A 21,514-nucleotide genomic window follows, 5' to 3' on the forward strand; every position below is an offset into this window, starting at 1 on the left:
AGTAACAAAGTCAGGGTCATGATTATTCCAAAGGAGCCAAAGTTAACAAAAGAGCAGTTTGAAGAGGTCGTTTCGATCGTAGAAGAGTACGGCTGTAGAGTACAACCAATTGAAGGACATCACAGGACGATATATGCCGTGCTGGGTGATGAACGGGAAACCATCATGGTCACCCGAATCCTGGGTCTGGACTACATTGACAGATTTGATGCGGTGGATACCCCGTTTAAATTAATGGATATAAAATCTGAGCTGGCGCATCACAAAATTAAGATTGGGAATATTATCCTTGGTGAAGCGCCGTTTATCATCGCGGGCCATTGTACCATAGACCCAAAAAATCCGAATTTATTTATTGAGTCTGCTCATGCCATGAAGGAAGCCGGAGCGGCTGCCATCAGAGGTGGAGTGTGGAAGCCACGAACCATGCCTTATGCATTTCAGGGTGACGATGCTTCTATGAAAATATTGATTGAAGCCAAAGAGCAAACTGGTTTGCCTGTGGATACTGAAGTAATGGATGAGCATCAGCTATCTATCGCTGTGGAAGCAGGGGTTGACATTCTGCAGATTGGTGCTAGAAATGCGCTGAACTACTCTCTGCTAAAAAAAGTAGGTCAGGAAACCGCCGATAAGCAAATCGCGGTATTACTCAAAAGATCGATGGGCATGGGCCCTGTCAATGAATTTATTGCAGCTTCAGAATACATTGCTGCGGGTGGTAACCCGGATGTGATGCTTTGCCCACGAGGTACCTCTCCTACCATGGACGGATACCGAAATTATCCTGACGAGTGCATCACGCCACTCCTGAAGGAAAAAACCTGGGCACCGGTGATCGTGGATCCATCCCACTCTGTAGGAAGAGCTAAATATGTGCCTTCTGCTGCTATGGCTGCTATGGCTTATGGAGCTGATGGGGTGATCGTGGAATCACACTGTGACCCTAAAAAAGGGATTGGTGATGACCCTAAGCAAGCCATCACTCCGGATGTGTTGAAAAAGTTAATTCAGGACATTCATCAGATCTGGGAAATCAGGAAGCACTACAAGAAAGAGCTTCCGGTTACCGTATAAAACCAAAAAAGGCTGCCAAATGGCAGCCTTTTTTTTGTTCGATTTACTTAAGGTCACAGCTCCCGTACCCAAATATTCCTAAACTGCATCCGGTCACTATGGTCCTGCAGCACCAGTGGCAACTTCTCCGGATGGGCGATGTAATAGGGAGTGCCAATGAAGCAGGTTGGCCCCAAAAGTTCCACATTATTCTGAACCAGAATACCATTGTGAAGTACAGTAACTCTAGCCGGGCTCACCACAACGCCCTTTTCTGAAAACTTCGGTGCCATGAAAATGATATCATAAGTCTGCCACTCTTCTGGTTGGGTGGAGGCATTGACCAGTGGAATGTGCTGCTTATAAACTGACGCCACCTGACCGTTGCTATAGGTAGGGTTCTCATAGCCATTGAGCACCTGCACTTCATACATCCCCATAAAAATGACTCCACTGTTTCCCCCAGCCTGTCCGGTTTTATCCGCCGGCATCTTAGGTGCTTTCCACTCCAGATGCAGCTGTACATCGCCAAATGCTTTTTTGGTAGCAATGGCTCCGGTGCCAGGGGCCACTTCCAGTGCCTCTCCAATGATCTTCCACTCAGCAGGCGCTCCTTTGTACTCGGGATCTATCAGAGGAATCATCGCCTTGAAGCCATCCATTTTCACTGGTGAGCCAAACTGAGCCTTCTGCCACTGATTTTGATCTTTCCCATTGAATAGAACGATAGCATCGGAAGGAGCTCCGGCATTAGCTCCGGGAGTAACGGTGGGTACTTCTTTGTAGAGTTCCGTGACTTCCCATGGCTTGGTCTTATTGAGTTCATCCCAGTTGGGCTGAGGGATATCCTGTGCCACGAGAGAGACTGAAAGTGCGGTGAAGAGAATTGAAAAAAGTGTTTTCATGAATTGATTGTTTATTGAATCATAAATCTAAAGAAACCTAGTGAAAATGATGTTCTTTATTACTTTGGCGCTCCCATGGCAAGGATACTTTACTATCTCATCATTAAACCGCTCTCATTTCTCCCCATGCGGGCATTATATGTGTTGGCAGATCTGCTATACCTACTGATGCGATGTGGCCTCACCTACCGGAAAAAAGTTGTTTTCAGTAATCTTTCCCATGCTTTTCCAGACAAACCCGATGAAGAAATCCGAGCCATTGCCTGGAAGTTTTACCGGCACTTTTGTGACCTGCTGGCAGAGTCAATCCGGTTGTTTAGTATTTCAGAGAAAGAAGCCATTGCCCGATTTAAAGCGGTAAACCCTGAGGTGTTTGATGCACTTGCCGCGCAATCCAGAAGTGCTCTGCTGGTGGGGGGACATTACAACAACTGGGAGCTTTTTGCAGTCGCAACAGACCCTCAAATTTCGCATCAGCTGCTGGGAATTTATACGCCACTTACCAATTCTTTTTTCGAAAAGAAATTTTCCGAATCACGTTCGAAATTTGGGCTGATATTGGTTCCCAAGAAAAAAGTAAAAGACACTTTCGACCAATTCAAAAGTCAGCTTACAGCCACCACCTTCGCCATTGATCAAAGCCCACGGAAAAGCCAGCGCGTTTACTGGACAAAATTCCTGAACCAGGACACGGCGGTGCATTTTGGCGCCGAAAAGTACGCCAAAGACTATAACTATGCTGTGGTATACGGAAGTGCCCGAAAAGTAAAAAGAGGTCACTATGAGTTAAGGTTTGAACTCCTTGAAGACAGCCCCAAAGACACCCCGGAGGGAGCTATTACCGAGCGTCAAACCAGGCGACTGGAAGCGCAAATCTACGAAGCACCTGAATACTGGTTGTGGACGCACAAGCGCTGGAAGCTTAAGAAACCCTAAAACAAAAAAAAGGCCGCCAATGGCAGCCTCTTCTTTGATTTCGTTTCATAATCAGTTTGTACTCGTTCTTCCGGAGCGACTCCTATACGTGGGATGCTCTTCCCCACGATCCGAGGTATTTCTCTGGGTAGCTCCTGCATTCAACCTGGATCTGCCTTCATTGGAGGAATACTTGACACTCTCCCTTCGGCTTACCCCATAATCCACCTTGTTGGTTGAGTGATGGTTTTTTCCATGTTGTCCTTTGTCATATTTATGATGGCCGTGCCCATGCCCGGGTTGACTATAATTTTGATAATGAATGGCCACCGGACGGTAGTGAGGCCCGTGATGGTAATGATGAAAGCTCTGGCTCGCATAATAGGTGTTATGAAAACCACAGAAAGTGCTACAGTGGTGGTCATAAAGGGGATAGTTATAATCTACCACTTGTCGAACTATACGACCATTGCGCTCAATATCAATCACCACAAACATATCTCCCCTTCTCATAATCACCTCAAAAGTGTAGCCACGTCTGAACGGAACACGTCTGGCATGAACCAGATCAAAACCCCGGTATTCATGCTCGATGGAGTGATAAACCTCATAAGGAATTTCCCAGTGCTGCTGTACACCCAGTGAGGTTACGAATCTGAACTGCTGTGCTTCACTTTTAGAGGCTAAAAGGATGACACTCAAAACGGAAAGTATTATTGCTCTTTTCATGGCTCCACATATTTGGTTTATGCAGAGGTATTACCAAGTATGGTGCCAATTTACTCACCACAATAATAACTAACTATATATCAATTACTTACAGATTCATTTAAATCAATCTCCTGTCTTCAGTGAGTTGATCCAGGCTGCAATTTTCATCGCTTCATCCTTTGGTACCTGAGGCATCGGGGCCATGGGAGTAGAATAATCCGGCCAGTTTTCCGGCTGAGGATTATAGATCAGGTCCACTATTTTCTTATCCGTATAGCGCCGCTTGGCAATGTCGCTAAATGCAGGGCCCACCACCCGTTTGTTGACCTGATGACATGCGCTACACGTATTTTTATCCAGAAGCGGCTTCACCTGCTCGTAGGTGAGCACTTCGTTGGTCGGCTTCACAACAGGCTTTGGTGGTGCTGGCCTTTTCGGTACCAGTGCAGATGTCCTTTTGGTGCTCCATTCTGATGCAGGCAGCTTGTTCCCTTCAGGAATGTTGTTGAGCGTATAATAGGCCGTAGGATGCAATACAGGAAGTCGTTCTTCAGCAGATTTGATCCCCATGACATTGATCTCATGGATATAGTACCGGGTCAGATTGTCCACCACCAGTCGTACACTCAGCCCATCCTCAGATACTTTTACCCCTTTGATTTTCAATGGCTCGGCATTGATCGTAGGACTGCCATACACCGAATGATACTTGTAGGTAAAGCGCTGACCACTGTAGCTATCCAGATCTTCTGCCAACGTGCGATCCACTGGTTTCGTAAACGTGATCTCAAAACCATCAGGCTTAGCCGAAACGGTCTTCATCTCCATGGGTACCTTCCCCGTCCACACCAGTCGCTCAAAACCAGAATTCTTGTTTCCGGCTGATCCCCAGCCCCTGTTGGTCTCACCAATGAAAAGTGAACCATCGCTCCCCCAGTCCATTCTCAAAATACCAGACTGAAAGTCCTCCTTAAAATCAAAAGCTACCCCCTGAAATTCATCATTCACTTTCTCCATGACCACTCGCATGATCTTGCTCTGACCCTGATCACCTACGAAAACCTGCCCTGTGAACGGACCAAAAGCACCATTTGTATCATCCTTCAGTATCTCAGAATTGGAGATCCCTAAAATGGCGTGTGGTAACCACACCGCCGGTAACCTGATCTCGGGAAATTGCTCTTTGGCTTTGGCCAAAGTGAGCGGGTTTTCCTCATCCATGATGTTTTCAGGCTTGATGTATCTCCCCTCTTCAAATCTCCTCCGCTCATCTATTTCCTCAAAAAATGTCTCTTGTGAAAGCTTCACCGGTGAATCAGACTCCCCAGACCACCTGAGCCCAGCCGGATGTCCGGTAAAGCTCCCTTTGGTGACATGCCAAACACCTCCTGAACCCATCCAGTCGCCTTGATTGTCAGCATAGAAAAACTCACCGTCAATCATCCCAATTCCGCATGGGGAGCGCATTCCAGTAGCCCATGGTTCCATTTCTCCTTCAGGGGATATCTTCATCGTCCAGCCTCTCCAGGGTACTCTGCTCTCTCCACGCCACCACTCCTGGTCTCCAAACGCCACATTGGCTGTAACCAACATGCTGCCATCATCAGCTATTTTCGGACCGTAAGAGTATTCATGATAGTGACCCGAAAGTGGCCAAGAGTAAACCGTTTCATAAACATCCGCCCGGTCGTCACCATTGGTATCCACCAGCTTGGTGAGTTCTCCACGCTGTGCGGAGTAAAGGGCATTTTGATAATAGGCCAGCCCCAGGGACTCATGCAGACCAGAAGCAAAAAGTGTGTATTTGGGCAGTTCTCCGTCATAGAGATAAGGATTTTCCACGATCCAAACATCTCCCCTTCTGGTAGACAAAGCCACCCGCCCATCCGGCAATGTAGCCACACCGCCCACTTCCAGCAAGATGCCTTCCGGCACGGGCATGGTGATGATCTTATAATAATCTTCTTCCTTAGGCTGAGCCACCAACGAAATCCACAAAGAGGTCAAAACCAGCGTAAAATGATATTTTAAAGTTTTCATGTGATTAGACTTACCAGGTTAATGAATATTGGATAGGTGTAGTGTCCACGGGTACGATCAGTTCCTGAAGGTCACCCGCTCTTCTGATAACCGGAACCTGGCCGGAACTCATGCTAATGAAGTACTGCTTATCATCCACAGCGTACCAACCATTGGGCAGTTGTTCTATTTTACCTCCTTCAGCTACTTTCAGATAAGTATTTGCGCTTGGATTAGCTACGATCACTTCTCTGGTGAAGTACTTTGCTTCCCCATCAGGAACCACTTTATCACTCACCTCAGCCCCTTTGTATTCATACAAAAAGGTGGGGCGCTGAGTGTCATAATCCAGCGTATATCCTTTGGATTTAAAATCGTCAGATGATGAAGGGAATGCCTGTTCGGGGCTATTGAGAACCGCCAAAGACGGCCCAGAAAACAGGTATTGCAGCATCCCCAGGGGTCGGAATGATCCATCTCCCCGATCATGCCACATGGGTGTGGCATCCACAAAGTCACCTTTCCAAACACACACAAGATTCCCGGCATTCAGGTCATAGATGTAGTGAATCCGATCAGGTTCGCCCACACCTATGGTATGCGTGAGCCGCTGGCTACGGTCTCCTTTAAAGTCAAGAAAGGCCCTGAGCAACTTCACCTCACTCGCTGGTTCGATAAGAATGGGTGGCACCAGATTACTTCCAGGAGGTGCAGAACCGAAAGTATGCAAAGCCACCGGGTAAGAATTGGCAGTGGATACAAACAAGCTCAAACTATTCTGCAACCAACTTTGTGCTTTAAAAAGAACTACCTCTATAGCATGCGGTCCCTCCTCCAGAGTAGCAGATTCCGAAAGTCCTCTCCACCCATCTCCAACTGATTTTCCATCAATCCTAAGTGAACCCAAACCTCCATATACCATATCAAAGAAATATTCATCACTTCGTGGTGCTATCAGCTTCCCGTTGAAAACAATCCCGTATTGATTGTCTTTCCCTGCCACCTCGTAGGTGAGTGCAGGAATACTTCCGCTTTTCACCACGGCAGATTCCTTCACTTCCGATTCTGTTTCAAAAGGGCCGTGATGCACCTCATAGGTCAAGTCTTCCAAACGAATATCCAGGTCACCAATGAGCTTATATTTGAAGTTCCTGAAGGCCACCGGCCCGTGATCTCCCTGAATCATGATTGGCCCCATAGGCACTTCATCATTCACCAAAGGTCCGCCAGTAGGCCTGGGGATTTCTACATTGTCATGAATCTTCACCCCATTGAGTATGGTAGAAATAACGCGGGCATTGGCTGTTTTTTTTCCACTCTCATCAAATCTCGGTGCTTTAAAAACCACCTCCAGTTTTTGCCAAAGACCAGGAGCCTTGGCCGCATTGATCAAAGGGGCTTTCCCCATGTAGCTGGTTTCGGGATTCTGCTCCCAGTTCCTGTAAATACCTCCTATATCCGAAAAACGAGCGGTTTTCACCCCCCAGCTGTCGCAAAGCTGGACTTCATACCTACCTTGCAGGTAAAGCCCGGAGTTAGATCCCCTGGGAATCATCACCTCCACTTCCAGCGCAATGTCCCCGTGCTCCCAATTGGTAACGAGGTGGCTTTTGTGTGAGTCATCCGGCTTGTTGAGCAACACGCCTGTACCCGAAACAGAAGTAATGGGATCCGCTTGAGGTTGGCTTTTCTTCTTTTTCTTCTTTTCTACCGGGGGCTGCGCATGGATATCTACCGTGGGATCCATGGTCACATCACCTACTATCTGCCAGTTGCCAGACTGATTTTGAAAGGCGGAAAGATCATCAAAAGGCAATGGTCTCATTCCTCGATCCTGGGCACAAAGGAAGGCTGATAACGCCAGATACATCACTGCACTGAGCGCGATTCGGATTGAATTCATATTGTTGGGTTCTTAATCAAAAAATTGAGTGGATGAAGCTAAAGAAAAATTGACGGGTGTCAAAACAGAAATGAGCCTGATTCACCTTGCCGACAGACGCAGCTTTGATTATCCAAGACAAGACCCACGGGGTATCCGCGATTGATTCCTGAATCCATTTCGAGAGAATCCTCAAAAAAGAATTAATTCAATACCGGAAGGATGGGTAAACGCCCTGCCCCTCCGGTACCTGAAAGATGTTTACATATTCCTCCTGTATTGCCCACCGACCTCAAACATGGCATGGGTAATCTGTCCTAATGAACAATACTTGGTACTTTCCATCAGCTGAGCAAATGTATTACCGTTGTTCAGGGCCACATCCTGCAACTTGCGCAAGGCCTCTGCCGACTTGTCTTCATTTCTGTGATGGAGCGCATTGAGGTTAGTGATCTGAGCCTGTTTTTCATCTTCAGTAGCTCTGATCACCTCATCTGGTGTGATCGTAGGCGATCCTGTAGATGACAGGAAGGTATTCACTCCGATAATTGGCAGATCGCCATTGTGCTTTTTGGTTTCATAATAGAGACTTTCCTCCTGAATTTTACCACGCTGATACATGCTTTCCATCGCACCCAGCACACCACCTCTCTCGGTGATCCGGTCAAACTCCTCCATTACTGCTTCTTCCACCAGATCGGTGAGCTCTTCGGTAATAAATGACCCTTGCATTGGATTCTCGTTCTTGGCCAGTCCCAGCTCATTGTTGATGATCAGCTGGATTGCCATGGCCCTGCGCACGGAATGCTCTGTGGGTGTGGTGATGGCTTCATCATAAGCATTGGTATGCAGTGAGTTACAGTTATCATAAATGGCATACAAAGCCTGCAAGGTGGTACGGATGTCATTGAAATCAATCTCCTGGGCATGCAGCGAACGACCGGAAGTCTGAATGTGGTATTTCAGCATCTGCGAACGTTCATTGGCACCATACTTCAGCTTCATGGCTTTCGCCCAAATCCTCCGTGCCACCCTGCCAATCACGGCATATTCTGCATCCACGCCATTGGAGAAAAAGAAGCTCAGGTTGGGCGCGAATTTGTTGATGTCCATCCCACGTGAAAGGTAGTATTCCACAAAGGTGAAACCATTGGCCAGCGTGAAAGCCAGCTGGGTGATCGGGTTGGCACCTGCCTCGGCTATGTGATAGCCAGAAATAGATACTGAATAGAAATTGCGCACGGCCTGATCGATGAAATACTGCTGTACGTCGCCCATCAGTCTCAGAGAAAACTCGGTAGAGAAAATACAGGTATTCTGGGCCTGATCTTCCTTAAGAATATCTGCCTGCACCGTGCCTCGCACACTGGAGAGCGTTCTGGCCTTGATCTCCTCATAAACTTCCTTTGGCAACACATCCTCACCGGTGACACCAAGGAGCATCAACCCAAGCCCATCATGACCCACTGGTAAATCGCCTTTGTAAGTAGGTCGCTCGCTGCCCAGCTGATCATAAATTTTCTTGATTTTAGCCGCTATCTCCTGCTCCAGTCCTTTTTCTTTGATGTAGAGCTCACATTGCTGATCAATAGCTGCATTCATGAAAAATGCTGCAATGGTAGCAGCAGGACCATTAATGGTCATGGAAACGGACGTAGTGGGATCGCACAGGTTGAATCCTGAATATAGTTTCTTGGCATCATCCAGACTGCAAATGCTCACCCCGGAGTTGCCAATCTTCCCATAAATATCCGGCCTGTGATCCGGATCTTCCCCGTAAAGCGTGACCGAATCGAACGCCGTAGACAGTCGCGCCGCTGGCAATCCGTGTGACACATAATGAAAACGCTTGTTGGTTCGCTCAGGGCCGCCCTCTCCGGCAAACATCCGGGTAGGGTCTTCTCCTTTTCTTTTAAATGGAAATACACCGGCCGTATAGGGAAATTCTCCAGGTACATTTTCCTGCAGGCTCCACTTCAGCACATCCCCCCAGGCCTCATATCTCGGCAGGCTCACTTTTTGAATTTTGGAGTGTGAAAGCGTCTCACTGGTAGTCTCCACTTCTATTTTCTTACCCCGTACTTCGTAGGTGAATTTTTCACCGGCATAGTTGGCCTTTTTGGCTTCCCATTCTTCCAGTAGCTTTTTATTGTGCGGATCCAGATCCAGTTCCAGTTGTGCTTTGGCTTCCTCAATGGCCTCAATCGCAGCTTCCTTATCCATCGCCTTCATCACCTCCAGGGATTTGTCCAATCCATAAAGCTTCTGCGCAATCTCTTTTTGTTTTTCGACCGTCTGGTTAAAGTCCCGGATGGTTTCTGAAATCTCAGATAAGTAGCGGGTGCGCTTAGGCGGGATGATGTAGATTTTCTCCGACATCTCCTGGGTAGACTCAAAACCGGACTTCAGGTCAGCCCCAGTTTTCCTGACCAGTTCATCAATAATCGCGCGATAGAGCTGGTTCATTCCCGGATCATTGAACTGGCTGGCAATGGTACCATATACCGGCAATTCCTCATCCGGAGTTTCCCAAAGGCCATGGTTGCGTTTGTATTGCTTTTTGACATCCCGCAATGCATCCAGGGCGCCCCGTTTGTCAAACTTATTGAGGGCGATCACGTCCGCAAAGTCCAGCATGTCTATCTTCTCCAGCTGGGTAGCAGCTCCATATTCTGGGGTCATCACATAGAGCGCCATGTCTGAGTGATCCGTAATTTCCGTATCTGACTGACCGATTCCTGAGGTTTCAAGAATGATCAGATCAAAACCCGCCGCCTTGGTGATGTCCACTGCATCTTTCACATATTTGGAAAGGGCCAGATTGGACTGGCGTGTGGCCAGTGAGCGCATGTACACCCGGTCACTGAAGATGGAGTTCATGCGGATACGGTCGCCAAGGAGTGCACCTCCGGTTTTCCGCTTGGATGGATCCACCGAAATCACTGCAATGTTCTTATCCTCAAAATCCAACAAGAACCTTCGGACAAGCTCATCTACCAGCGAGGACTTTCCAGCGCCTCCTGTACCTGTGATCCCCAGAACCGGCGCAGTTTTTTTCGCATCGATGGTACTGCGAATTTCATCCAGTAGCCCTTTGTTTTCTTCAGGATAATTTTCAGCCGCTGAGATCACTCTGGCAATGGCGTTAACTTCCTTTTTGTGTAGTTTTTTGATCTGTCCGTTGAGGTTTTCTCCTACCGGAAAATCACTGGTTTTCACCAGGTCGTTGATCATGCCCTGTAGGCCCATCTCGCGTCCATCATCGGGCGCATAAATACGTGTAATGCCGTATTCGTGCAGTTCTTTGATCTCCTCTGGAAGAATGGTGCCACCACCACCGCCAAAAATCTTAATCTGGCTGGCGCCACGTTCTTTCAGCAGGTCAAACATGTACTTGAAGTACTCCACATGCCCGCCCTGATAGCTGGTAATCGCAATGGCCTGCGCATCCTCCTGGATGGCACAATCCACAATCTCCTGCACGGAGCGGTTGTGGCCCAGGTGAATCACCTCGCAACCGGTGGACTGGATAATCCGACGCATAATATTGATGGCCGCATCGTGTCCATCAAAGAGTGAGGCAGCTGTGACTATCCTGATGTGATTGACGGGTTTGTAAGGAGCAATGGTCTGAGACATAAATGATCGGTTTATGTTTTGGGGTCTTTTAATGTTGTTTGTCTTACTGAGTACTCAAATGACTCATGAGCCTGGACTTGCGCTTCACAGAAGCCCTAAGTTCCCGACTACAGCTACAAAAATAAGTAAAACCCTACTGTGAAGGTGCCCATTTCGGGGATTTGACAAAAGGGAAAAGGATGTTCGGGAAGTTAAGAAATTGGGTGATCTCTATTTTGAGAATTGAAGGAATCTCATTTGATAAACCCGTTCCATTGACTTTAGGGAGTCAGACATTGGACGTAGTTGATCGTTCCTTATTTTTTAGTAATCACCCTCCCTACTTTGATGTACAAGGCTGACATCCCAACAAATAAAATGATCAGCCCCACGGCGTTCATTAATACGGCCGAAAGGCCAAGGCTCTCCACATCCACAAAGGGATAGGGGTAAAAACCAGCACTATTGCCCCTGATGAGGATGTATACCAGATAAACTAATGGGTAAATCAGCCATTTCGGTATTTGCCGATAGGCCAATTGCGATTTGTCTTCAAACAAGTACCAGCACACAATGACCACAATGGGAATCAACGAATGAAGGAGCTCATCCACCACCAACTGAACCCCGGTAGGTTCCCAAACAGGCCGCAACACAATCTGATAAACAAGCCCAACCATGGTAATGTACACGGTAACGGCTGTTAAGGTACCGGGCTTACTCAGGCTGGATGGCTTTTTATGCCGGAGAACGATCATCGTAAAATAAATCGCCACCAGCGAATTGGTCAGTATGGTAAAAAAGCTGAAGAATCGGATGGTTGTTTCACCCACGGAGGCAACCCTGTTTTCCAGCATTAAAAAGTACTGAGTCAATACAGCTACCCAAGCCAGAACCGCTAAAAATGTTGACCATTTTTTCCTCATAACGCGATGCTAATTTAATCATCTTCATGATTCTGAAAAATTCCTTAGCGCATCTCTTCATTTTCATGCAAAAAATGGTCTTTGGAGTTACATGCATCCCAGGTCACTCCTCCTGAAACGGAAAGTAATCGAGCACATCATATTCCCAGACATTCGTAGGAAATATCACCACCAGATTGGCGGTTTTTTCCCCTATGTTCTTAAATGCATGTGGCACCATCGGAGGGATGTTGACAATATATGGCGCCTCTATGGTAAAAAGGGTATCTCCCAGTGCATAGAGGATCGTTCCTTCCAACAACACATGCGACTCCTCCCCCTTGTGGGTGTGCATTGGCGGAGCACCGCCAGGAAAAGTCTCTGTAATCCCAATCACGAGGTTTTGATAGCCGTTTTTATAGCCCTCCATGACATGCACATATTCCCCGGGGCCCGGGTTAATGACCGGTAGTTCATCCAGCCGGGCAGCGTATTCTTTCCAGTTCTTCAGCTCCCGGGTCGCATAGCCCGGCGGCACGGTTCGCCTTTCCAGTACCTTGTGTGAATGATGCTGGGCGTGAAGGTATTCGATGATGGAATCAGGTACTGTTTTTATCTCGTCAACCAGACCCTCAATCGAGAAGGTTTCAGTTGCCGAGCCATGGGTATGGGTCTCCGGTCCATGGGAATGCGTGCCGTTGTCTCGGGAGCACGCACAAAGAAGGATGGCTATTCCTCCTGTCACAAAAAAGCTAAGAAGTTTCATATCGGTATTGATTGGTGTCGCACGAAGGTAATTGCGGATTTCTCCTGGGTGATCTTTCAACACGCTGATAAACAGGATGTTGATATCCGCTATTAGACTATTAAAATAGAAAAATAACCATTGCAAGTCAAGTGTTTTCTGTCTGATTAGCTGGCAACTGAAGTAAGACCCCTTCAGCCTGGCCAAAACGCTTCTAAATTCAATAGGATTACAATTGGTGGGTTGGGTGTATGACTTCTTGCAACCCTGAAAATTAATGTCTACTTTCGAGTAAACATCAAATTACTAATAATTTGATGTTTACTCAGTTTTGAACATCAAACCATGGAAGCACCTCTATTCAAGATCAACCCGGACAGAAACAAGCCCTGGAATGACCTGCCGGATTTGCCCATACACCCCAATCTTTACCGCACGGTAGACATCATGGAGCAGTTGGGCAACACCAAGTCGGCATTGGGGAGGCTGCATGGACGGTCGGTCGCCATTCCCAACCAGGGCATCCTCATCAACACTATCAGTTTGCAGGAAGCCAAGGCTTCCAGTGAGATCGAAAACATCTTCACAACGGACGACGAACTCTATCAGGCCTACAGCGAAGAAGGGGAAGATGTGCATGTGAAAGGTGCACCGAAGGAGGTACTCCGCTACCGCGAGGCGCTATGGGAAGGTCATCGGTATTTGATGACGCAGGGGCAGTTTGACCAGGACTATTTTATCCGTCTGTACAGGATCATCAAGCAAACCAATGATGGTCTGCGGCCATCCAGTGCTCATATCTACATCAAACAAGGCGGCACCGGCCCCAACGCGGGCACGGCTATTTATACTCCTCCAAGGGCCCGGGGAATTATTGAGCAAAAACTTCAAAATCTGGTAGATTTTGTGAATGATGATGAAAAGTATGCCATTGACCCCCTGATCAAAATGGCCATTGCCCACTACCAGTTTGAGGTAATTCACCCCTTTCGGGACGGAAACGGACGTGCCGGCAGGATTTTTAACATCAACATTCTGACCCAAAAAGGGCTTTTGGATCTGCCCATCCTGTTTCTGAGTCGATACATCATCAGCCATAAAAGTGAGTACTACTCCCTGCTGGCTGGTGTAACCCAGCGCGGACTTTGGGAACGCTGGATTTTGTATATGCTGAAAGCTGTAGAAACCACAGCCAACCTGACATTCAACAAGGTCAATGACATCCTGGCGGCCAAAGAAGGCATGATGCAAGCCATATCAGAGGAAACCAAAATCCGGAAACCTGAGCAACTCGTACAGATGATCTTTACCCAGCCGCTCACCAAGGTGAGTCACCTGACCGATGCTAAAATCTATGCGGAGGGTACGGCCAGAAACTATTTGAATCAACTTTGTGATTTATCCATTCTGGAAAAACGCACCATCTCCGGGCATCATTATTACCTGAATATGGAACTGTACCGAATTTTGTCTGAGTAATTGTGGGGTGCTAAACTGAGGGCTCAACCCGCACTAAACATCAAAAAAGTAAATAATCAATGTTTACTTTGAATCAGGCATCAAAACCTATCTGAGCAGTAGCTTTTTCCACTCTGACGTGCCGTCTATCTGTACCTGAACAGTATACAAACCCCGTGGCCAAACCCTGACGTCCAGGTCGAGCGTTTGGTGCTCAAAGCGTTCATAATGCTCAACCATTCGCCCCGCAAAATCATAGACCACCACTTCTGCTTTACCCTGAGTCTCAGGCAAAACAAGCTTCAATCGGTCCTGAGCAGGGTTGGGGTAGATTAAGACCTGCAACGACTTTGGATCCTCCACCCCCAAAACGGGCTCAGGCTTGCGGCTATGATCTGTGTAGTACACCTGACCGTCCAGTTGCTGTACGGCAAAAACCCGCCCGTCTTTGCGCTGAGCAAACCGGCAAAAGTTGAAATACGGTGCATCATTGATCATCACAGGATCGAGCGGCATTCGCTCAAAGTGCTCCTGCTCATGGTCCAGGTAGAAAATGCTCGACAACCGAAAGGAAAATCCCAATCTGGGCGCGTAAATATCTCCATTTTCAGCAAAGAACAGATCATAACCCTCATTGTAAAACCATTCATAGCCATAAGGTGTGAGTTTCAGGTGCGACCATTCGCCATTATCCAATGCCCCGGTGAGGCTGTTGGTCAAATTGAGGGCAGTAGCCATGGATCCAATGCCACCCTGCAGGCTCACATGTATACGATCCGTATGATCCACCTCCAGGCTGGTCACCTGCACCACGTTGGTGGTGAGGAGTTCGTTTCCTCCTCCTAAAAAAGTTGGGTTAGGTATTTTTCGCCATGACAGACCACCGTCAACCGAGTAGATGAGGGCCCCGTCCTGGGCATTATACTCATTCACCGAAGCGAAGAGATTGCCGTGGCTATCCTGAGCCAGCTGCGCAATGTATCGATTGTTGAAGCTGCCAATATCCAGCTTTTGCCACGTAGCTCCATGGTCAACAGATCTCAATAGACCATTTCCCCTGAAATAGCCCACCTGGTTCTTCTCCAAAATATGACCTGTAGCAGCCACTACGTCTCCATTGGGCAGTACTTCCAGGTCCCGAATTTCCTGAGTATCTGGCAGCTGACTCTCCGCCCAGGTATCGCCCCCATCCTGCGAATGGTAGATAGCACCCTGAGCTGCCACGGCGTAGCGATACTGTCCGGAAATTCTAATCTGGAAAAAGGCCATCGTCGGTGCACTGAGCTTTTGCCAGTTGTCACCTTCAGGCCCGCTCTTATACAATCCATGATCCGTAGCCACGTGAATCTCATCACTGGCAGGGTCAATGGCAATGTCAAAATGAATCGCTTGGGGATCGGCTTTGGAATCCAATACTTCCCAAAAGGAGGTGTTTCGCTGGGACACCACCACTTGTGGTATCAAAATCAACAGCAAGAGTACTTTTCTCACAAAAAAATGAAATCAAATTCTACATCTGAACGAAAAGCCAATTGGGTGGTTTCAGAATAAAGGTCTGAACGGTGACTTTTGGATTCAAACCTGCTTTAAGACCTGATTATCGGGTAAAAGGTGGGCTTAGTCATGTTCACTCAAGCCTATTTGTTCATGTCCGGTACTGGCCATAACTGTCCGCAAACGGATAGTCATTTCCAAGCTTCCAAAAGACTTCTGTCTGAAATTCAAAGGCTTACAAGTGTGGTTTGCTTTTTGTAGAGAATAAACCTAAACCACTGTAACATGAAAACTGTCATCGCCATCATCCTCTGGTTTATCCTCTTCAGCATTTCCTGGCCCCTGGCCATCTTTCTCTTTTTCTTTCTGGGCTTCTTCTGGCTGATTCTACTCCCATTCAGAATCGTCGGCTTCACACTCGAAGTGGTGTTTCGGGTCATTGGGGCTATACTCACCTTTCCATTACGGGTAGTTCGAGCGATCTAGCACCGGATCTATTCTATACAGACCGAAAAACAGGACCACACCATGATTGGCCGGTTGAAAAAATTGCTTTATAACCAACATCTTTATTAGATTGACAGCCAGTTATAACGTTATTTTTCACCAATCCTTAATCTATCATGTTTACCTTTATCGGATTACTGCTATTGGCCACTGGAGTTGTGGTCATTCTCATTTCCAGAATTGAAATAACCGTGCCCACATTGGCCTGGATGAGAAGATTCAAAATAAGACAAGGAATGCTTCTAGTGACTTTTGGTGTCATTATGATGCTGATCAATTCACTATTTTTCTTTGCAGACAGGGGCTTCAATTATCTACTTGTGTATCCCACCGGCCGAATGAGCGCCGTAATGGAGCAGGGCATTAAATGGCGAGGCTTCGCGAAGATCGACCATTGGCAAAAATTCATTGATGTAAAAGTAGTGGGGCAAGGCATTGAAGTAGATCAAAGAGAAGTCAGTGGAATTATGAAACCCATTCCTCTCCGGTTTATAGATCAGGTAACGGCTTCAGGTTATGTTTCCACGAGGTTTGAGCTACCCAGAGATGAAGAAAGCTTTATCAATTTGGCAGTAAAATTCCGTACGATGAGCAATCTGGTGAATAACACGATTGTCCCAACGGTAAAAGAACAGTTGGTAAACACTGCCTATATGTTTGCTGCTCAAAACTACATTTCCGGAGAGGCTCAAAGTTTCCGACAGGCATTTGAGGAGCAGCTAAAAGGTGGTGCCTATGCAGTAGAAAAGCTGGAAAAGCGTGACACTGTTTTTGCAAGTGTCCAAAATGATAACCGCATCATCAAGGAAATCAAAACCTCTTACGAGGTTAAGAAAATACTCGAAGATGGTATCCCAAAGAGAATCAAGCATGAGCTGAGCGAAAACAAGATTATAGTCTCACAGGTGATTGTAGACAACATAGAGCTCGAGGCTACCTTCAAGCAAAGACTGGAGGCCCAGCGCGATGAATCCGCCAAAAGGCAGTTGGAACAGCAAAAAGTGGAAACAGCCAAAGATGCCCAGCAGCGAATCATCGCAGAGGGTGAGCGTGATAAAGCCGCGGAACGAGTGGCTCAGGAGAAGGAGCAGGTGAAGGCCCTGATTGCCATTGAAACCAAGCTGAAACAAGAAGAAACCAACAAAAAACTAGCGGCTATTGCTCTGGAAACTGAGCGCCTTAATGCTCAAAGAAAAAAGGTGCAGGCCGATGCGGACGCTTATGAAATCATGAAAAAAGTAAGTGCCGGGATCACTCCGGAGGTAAAGCTGAAGATGCAACTCGACAGAGACATTAAAGTAGCAGCTGAAATTGCCAAAATTAAATTTCCTGAAACCATGATCATGGGAGGAGACAAGGGTGGCACACCATTAGAAAGTCTGATAGGTGCGGCCATGGCCAAGCAGTTGCAAAACAGCAAAAATTCAGGTGGATTTTAATCCACCCTGGAATGGCTAAGGAGCAGTCAGCCCATTTTCCGGTAAGACAAAAAGGGAATCCGCCAATGCGGTTTCCCTTAATTGAATCTCTTCAAAAAAGGCTTCGCTCGTGACCCCTCCTACACTGTCTCCATCAAAGGAATGCCACTGAATTTTGGAGGGCATCAATAGTCCATTTACCAAAACCCAATCACTGTAATGAATCAAATTGTATGCATTGCTGGCCTGTCCACTGTGAAAAGTAGATTCGTACATCAGCCATTCCATCTGGTAATGATCCGGGCGATAAAACAATAGGTAGCTATCCCCGGATGACTCCCCTACACCCTCCGCAAATGACACCCGAATGCCATCATAGGTATTGCCCAGGAATTGCCGTGGTGCTACCATGTCATAGCTGATACCCGGATCTGCCAATACAAAAGGCATTGCTCCGAAGTAAAAAAACAGGTTGTGGTAAAACCGGGCACCCTGTAAATCGGCGGAATCGGTCACCCAAACATTCTCCCCATCAAATGCCATGATTCCACCTTCCTTTTTGTCTATTCTGGTTTTTCGATCGCCCAAGCTGATTTGGTGGTGCTCATCTCCCAGATCAAATTCCACAGCCTGGAAGCTATTCCATCTGTCAACTTCGCCATGTTTTTGAAGAACCTTCTGAAATTCAACCGGAATTGCCAGAGTAGAGCCCCTCTGATCCGCTTTTGGGGAGGTACAACCCACAGCAATCAATACGAAAATGGAAATGTATTTTATCATGGTTTGAAGATAGTTTTTCATTCTTTTTCTATCAAAAAAGTGTGAGCGTAAACGTCTTGGAGCTTACAAATAAACCAGGCCGGTTCCACGATTTTGTCAACCACCTGACGCTTACAACAGGGTGAACCTGCCTTTAGCTCCTCAATTTTTTCCTTTTCTCCGTAAGAATCGATAATTTCATTACTCAAACTCACCACCCTAATCACATGAAAAAGATAGCCTCTCTTTGTAGTCTCATTGTTTGCTCATTTGCTTTTGCTCAATCTCCCATCACCAGCATCCCTTTTGAATTATTTGGGGATCACATGCTCATCAAGGTGAGCGTGGACAATTCAGACCCACTCAATTTCATTTTTGACACAGGCTCCGGCCTTACCGTGATCGATAGTGATGTAGCTCAGGGTCTGAAGCTATCCGGGAAAAAAATCAAGATGAATAAAGCCACCACCACCGTGGAACTCATCAAGCACAATGAGATAGAAATCGACGGTTTTCCCATGGAAAAGAATATCAAGGTATACGCCACGGATCTGGATCACCTCGAAATCAGCCTTGGCCTGGACATAGACGGTATAGTGGGCTACGATCTGATGCATCACCACACGATCCACATCAACTATGAGAAAAAGACGATGGACATCTACGAACACGGCAAAGGACCCAAAAATGGCGATGCTGTCCCGTTTGTACTTAACACGTCCATTCCCACCATCTCCGGCCGGGTGGTTTTGAATAATAAAGAACCACATACGGGCACCTTCTTTATCATGTCTGGTGCGGGCACCACCCTGGACTTCAACACGCCCTATGCCCAGAAGTATGACGTGATTCATAAAACCGGAAAACACTACTCCTATGTGGTGAAGGGAATCACCGATGAAGAAACCCTACACTATGAAGGCCATGTACTCTCCCTGTCTTTTGGCAATCAGGTGATCAAAGATCTGCCTATAGGCATCAGCCAGGCCAAAAGCGGAATACAAGCCAGTCCGGACGTATCCGGTATCATTGGCAACAAAATCCTGAGCATGTACAACATCACGATAGATGTCCCGGCCAAAATGCTCTATTTTGAGAAAAACGCAACCTTCGGCCAGAAGCTCTCCGTCAACTGCAGTGGCATAGACCTGCAGCTGACCCCAGACAAAAAACGTGTCCTTATCCATCAGGTCTTTGAGGACAGCCCTGCATCTGAAGCCGGGATCAAACTCAATGACGAATTGATCACCATCAATAATCAGTCTGTGGCCGAAATCAATCTACCTGACATCAAGGACCTGCTGAAAAAAGAAGGTGAAACGGTGAACCTGGTGATCAAACAGGACGGTCAGGAAAAATCTGTTTCACTCACCCTGAGGTCACTCATCGATTAATTCATCTCTCTGCCTGGTGAAAAGGAACAGGACACTGGTCTGAAAGGGATTGGAATGTCTATATGTGAAGGATCAAATCGTCATACATTTCACTTATGACCTTTGCAAGCTTTAAATTCCTTCACTGTTATTATTAGACCAAACCCAAAACCAGTCATGCAGATATCCAGACTTCTCTTTTGCTCCATACTCCTCATGAGTATTACCACCATTGCACAGGTACAAACCTCCCTGCTGGGTGTGCTGGAGGCCACCACCGACGTGGGTGCCCCCAAAAACACCGGAAGCACCTCCTACAACGCCAGCACCCAGGAGTATACCCTCACTGGTAGCGGCACTAATATGTGGGGTGAAAAAGACGAATTTCAGTTTGCTTACAAAAAACTAAAGGGCGATTTTATACTCAGAGCCAATGTGAAGTTCATAGGCGCCGGGGTGGATCCTCATCGCAAGATAGGGTGGTCTGTGCGGCCTACACTGGAAGGTAACGGCATCCATGTGAGTGCCGAGCTACACGGCGATGGACTCACCGCAATCCAAAGCCGAAGTGAGATAGGAGGAATGACCGAAAGTCTTAACTCCACAGACAGTTTTCCGGATGTCATCCAGCTGGAGCGTAAGGCAGGAACCTACATCATGTCCACCGCTCAATATGGAAAAACCTTTACCAGCGTGACACTCAGCAATGTAGATCTCGGTGATGAGGTTTTTGCGGGCATTTTCATTTGCTCGCACAATGCCGACGTGATAGAAAAGGCCATATTCAGCAACGTGAGGATAGTCCTCCCTGCGCCCGATGATTTCACCCCTTACAGGGATTACATTGGTAGCAACCTGGAAGTGATGGACATAGCCACCGGACAAAGAAAGATCCTGGCACAGTTTCCCAACTCCATCCAGGCTCCCAACTGGACACTGGATGGAAAAACGCTCATTTACAACAGCCAAGGCAAGCTTTTCAACTTTGACCTGGCCACCAACACCTCCTCAGAACTGTACACCGGCTTTGCCACCAGAAACAACAATGACCATGTGCTTACTTTCGATGGCAAAACCATTGGCATCAGCCACCACAGCGAGGAAGACAATGGGCAGTCTATCGTGTATTACCTCCCCACCAAAGGTGGCGACCCTGTGCGGGTGACCCCTAAGGGTCCATCCTACTTTCACGGGTGGTCACCAGACGGGAAAGAGTTGGTGTATACCGGAGGTAGAAATGACATTTACAACATCTATAAAATATCCAAAAAAGGGGGTGAAGAGACCAAACTTACCGATCTCACCACACTGGACGATGGGCCTGAATACACGCCTGACGGAAAGTACATCTACTTCAACTCTACACGCTCAGGCAAGATGAAAATCTGGCGAATGAAGCCCGATGGCAGCGAGCAGCAGCAGATGACCTTTGACGAATACAACGACTGGTTTCCGCACATTTCCCCGGATGGGAAAAACATGGTGATCATCTCCTATCCCACAGACATAGACCCGGCAGACCACCCCTTCTATAAGCGCGTGTACCTCAGGATCATGCCCATAGATGGTGGTGAGCCTACCGTGATTGCCTACCTATACGGAGGTCAGGGGACGATCAATGTCCCTTCCTGGTCGCCTGATGGTAAAAAAATAGCCTTTGTGAGCAACTCTCAGCTCTAACCAAGTGATACGGCGGGTGCTCGGTGAGCACCCGCCCATTCCTGCAGGCGTCAAAAGGCTTGGTTGCGG

Annotated in this window: 16 protein-coding genes; 7 read left to right on the top strand and 9 right to left on the bottom strand. The window is 47.3% G+C overall.

Annotated elements, in window-relative coordinates; genetic code table 11:
* The first annotated feature begins 18 nt into the window (after positions 1-18).
* Positions 19-1,077, top strand: coding sequence for a 3-deoxy-D-arabino-heptulosonate 7-phosphate synthase (locus RIH33_RS05970; RefSeq protein WP_159584878.1), 1,059 nt, complete (start codon positions 19-21; stop codon positions 1,075-1,077).
* A gap of 53 nt (positions 1,078-1,130) precedes the next feature.
* Here RIH33_RS05970 and RIH33_RS05975 read toward each other — a convergent pair whose 3' ends face one another.
* Entirely contained in the window at positions 1,131-1,961 is an 831-nt protein-coding gene (locus RIH33_RS05975) for a DUF1080 domain-containing protein (protein WP_406654075.1), read from the bottom strand.
* A gap of 75 nt (positions 1,962-2,036) precedes the next feature.
* On the opposite strand from RIH33_RS05975, the gene RIH33_RS05980 reads away from it, so the two are divergent.
* Positions 2,037-2,897 (top strand): lysophospholipid acyltransferase family protein, encoded by an 861-nt coding sequence (locus RIH33_RS05980; protein WP_406654077.1) that lies wholly within the window; start codon positions 2,037-2,039, stop codon positions 2,895-2,897.
* Positions 2,898-2,948: 51 nt separating this feature from the next.
* On the opposite strand, the gene RIH33_RS05985 is transcribed toward RIH33_RS05980, so the two are convergent.
* The 6 genes from RIH33_RS05985 to RIH33_RS06010 all read right to left on the bottom strand — a co-directional run bounded on the left by RIH33_RS05985 (position 2,949) and on the right by RIH33_RS06010 (position 12,777).
* A complete protein-coding gene (locus RIH33_RS05985) occupies positions 2,949-3,605 on the bottom strand; it encodes a hypothetical protein (protein ID WP_406654078.1) in 657 nt (218 codons plus the stop codon).
* A gap of 105 nt (positions 3,606-3,710) precedes the next feature.
* Positions 3,711-5,627, bottom strand: a complete 1,917-nt coding sequence (locus RIH33_RS05990; protein WP_406654080.1) for a c-type cytochrome — start codon at positions 5,625-5,627, stop codon at positions 3,711-3,713.
* A gap of 10 nt (positions 5,628-5,637) precedes the next feature.
* On the bottom strand, positions 5,638-7,509 hold the full coding sequence (locus RIH33_RS05995) for a DUF1080 domain-containing protein (RefSeq protein ID WP_406654081.1): 1,872 nt from the start codon (positions 7,507-7,509) through the stop codon (positions 5,638-5,640).
* 240 nt (positions 7,510-7,749) lie between these two features.
* The gene (locus tag RIH33_RS06000) at positions 7,750-11,127 is read right to left on the bottom strand and encodes a methylmalonyl-CoA mutase family protein (RefSeq protein ID WP_406654082.1); all 3,378 of its coding nucleotides are present in this window, start codon (positions 11,125-11,127) and stop codon (positions 7,750-7,752) included.
* Between the two features lie 296 nt (positions 11,128-11,423).
* Positions 11,424-12,032: a Pr6Pr family membrane protein gene (locus RIH33_RS06005; RefSeq protein ID WP_406654083.1), complete on the bottom strand. Its 609-nt coding sequence runs from the start codon at positions 12,030-12,032 to the stop codon at positions 11,424-11,426.
* Positions 12,033-12,135: 103 nt separating this feature from the next.
* On the bottom strand, positions 12,136-12,777 hold the full coding sequence (locus RIH33_RS06010) for a cupin domain-containing protein (protein ID WP_406654084.1): 642 nt from the start codon (positions 12,775-12,777) through the stop codon (positions 12,136-12,138).
* Positions 12,778-13,101: 324 nt separating this feature from the next.
* Between RIH33_RS06010 and RIH33_RS06015 the strand changes: the two genes are divergently transcribed.
* Complete coding sequence (locus RIH33_RS06015) at positions 13,102-14,235, top strand: Fic family protein (protein ID WP_406654085.1); 1,134 nt, start codon at positions 13,102-13,104, stop codon at positions 14,233-14,235.
* 87 nt (positions 14,236-14,322) lie between these two features.
* On the opposite strand, the gene RIH33_RS06020 is transcribed toward RIH33_RS06015, so the two are convergent.
* A complete protein-coding gene (locus RIH33_RS06020) occupies positions 14,323-15,705 on the bottom strand; it encodes a T9SS type A sorting domain-containing protein (protein ID WP_406654086.1) in 1,383 nt (460 codons plus the stop codon).
* A gap of 288 nt (positions 15,706-15,993) precedes the next feature.
* On the opposite strand from RIH33_RS06020, the gene RIH33_RS06025 reads away from it, so the two are divergent.
* Both RIH33_RS06025 and RIH33_RS06030 read left to right on the top strand, forming a co-directional pair.
* Positions 15,994-16,194, top strand: a complete 201-nt coding sequence (locus tag RIH33_RS06025) for a hypothetical protein (protein ID WP_406654088.1) — start codon at positions 15,994-15,996, stop codon at positions 16,192-16,194.
* Positions 16,195-16,331: 137 nt separating this feature from the next.
* Entirely contained in the window at positions 16,332-17,654 is a 1,323-nt protein-coding gene (locus tag RIH33_RS06030; protein ID WP_406654089.1) for a hypothetical protein, read from the top strand.
* A 15-nt stretch (positions 17,655-17,669) separates the two neighbouring features.
* Here the strand turns inward: RIH33_RS06030 and RIH33_RS06035 are convergent, their stop codons facing one another.
* Positions 17,670-18,413 carry a hypothetical protein gene (locus RIH33_RS06035; protein WP_406654090.1) on the bottom strand — a complete coding sequence of 248 codons (744 nt, stop codon included), beginning with the start codon at positions 18,411-18,413 and terminating at the stop codon, positions 17,670-17,672.
* A 206-nt stretch (positions 18,414-18,619) separates the two neighbouring features.
* Between RIH33_RS06035 and RIH33_RS06040 the strand changes: the two genes are divergently transcribed.
* Positions 18,620-19,786 carry an aspartyl protease family protein gene (locus tag RIH33_RS06040; protein ID WP_406654091.1) on the top strand — a complete coding sequence of 389 codons (1,167 nt, stop codon included), beginning with the start codon at positions 18,620-18,622 and terminating at the stop codon, positions 19,784-19,786.
* 156 nt (positions 19,787-19,942) lie between these two features.
* Entirely contained in the window at positions 19,943-21,445 is a 1,503-nt protein-coding gene (locus tag RIH33_RS06045) for a TolB family protein (RefSeq protein WP_406654092.1), read from the top strand.
* The last annotated feature ends 69 nt before the right edge of the window (positions 21,446-21,514 follow it).

Source organism: Marinoscillum sp. (assembly GCF_040222955.1).
Taxonomy (GTDB): Bacteria; Bacteroidota; Bacteroidia; order Cytophagales; family Cyclobacteriaceae; genus Marinoscillum.

Coding starts and splice junctions, on each gene's coding strand:
- RIH33_RS06005 (WP_406654083.1), bottom strand. CDS start 12,032: ATGAGGAAAAAATGGTCAACATTTTTAGCGGTTCTGGCTTGGGTAGCT.
- RIH33_RS06000 (WP_406654082.1), bottom strand. CDS start 11,127: ATGTCTCAGACCATTGCTCCTTACAAACCCGTCAATCACATCAGGATA.
- RIH33_RS05995 (WP_406654081.1), bottom strand. CDS start 7,509: ATGAATTCAATCCGAATCGCGCTCAGTGCAGTGATGTATCTGGCGTTA.
- RIH33_RS06015 (WP_406654085.1), top strand. CDS start 13,102: ATGGAAGCACCTCTATTCAAGATCAACCCGGACAGAAACAAGCCCTGG.
- RIH33_RS06025 (WP_406654088.1), top strand. CDS start 15,994: ATGAAAACTGTCATCGCCATCATCCTCTGGTTTATCCTCTTCAGCATT.
- RIH33_RS05970 (WP_159584878.1), top strand. CDS start 19: ATGATTATTCCAAAGGAGCCAAAGTTAACAAAAGAGCAGTTTGAAGAG.
- RIH33_RS06030 (WP_406654089.1), top strand. CDS start 16,332: ATGTTTACCTTTATCGGATTACTGCTATTGGCCACTGGAGTTGTGGTC.
- RIH33_RS05990 (WP_406654080.1), bottom strand. CDS start 5,627: ATGAAAACTTTAAAATATCATTTTACGCTGGTTTTGACCTCTTTGTGG.
- RIH33_RS05980 (WP_406654077.1), top strand. CDS start 2,037: ATGGCAAGGATACTTTACTATCTCATCATTAAACCGCTCTCATTTCTC.
- RIH33_RS05985 (WP_406654078.1), bottom strand. CDS start 3,605: ATGAAAAGAGCAATAATACTTTCCGTTTTGAGTGTCATCCTTTTAGCC.
- RIH33_RS06035 (WP_406654090.1), bottom strand. CDS start 18,413: ATGATAAAATACATTTCCATTTTCGTATTGATTGCTGTGGGTTGTACC.
- RIH33_RS05975 (WP_406654075.1), bottom strand. CDS start 1,961: ATGAAAACACTTTTTTCAATTCTCTTCACCGCACTTTCAGTCTCTCTC.
- RIH33_RS06040 (WP_406654091.1), top strand. CDS start 18,620: ATGAAAAAGATAGCCTCTCTTTGTAGTCTCATTGTTTGCTCATTTGCT.
- RIH33_RS06045 (WP_406654092.1), top strand. CDS start 19,943: ATGCAGATATCCAGACTTCTCTTTTGCTCCATACTCCTCATGAGTATT.
- RIH33_RS06010 (WP_406654084.1), bottom strand. CDS start 12,777: ATGAAACTTCTTAGCTTTTTTGTGACAGGAGGAATAGCCATCCTTCTT.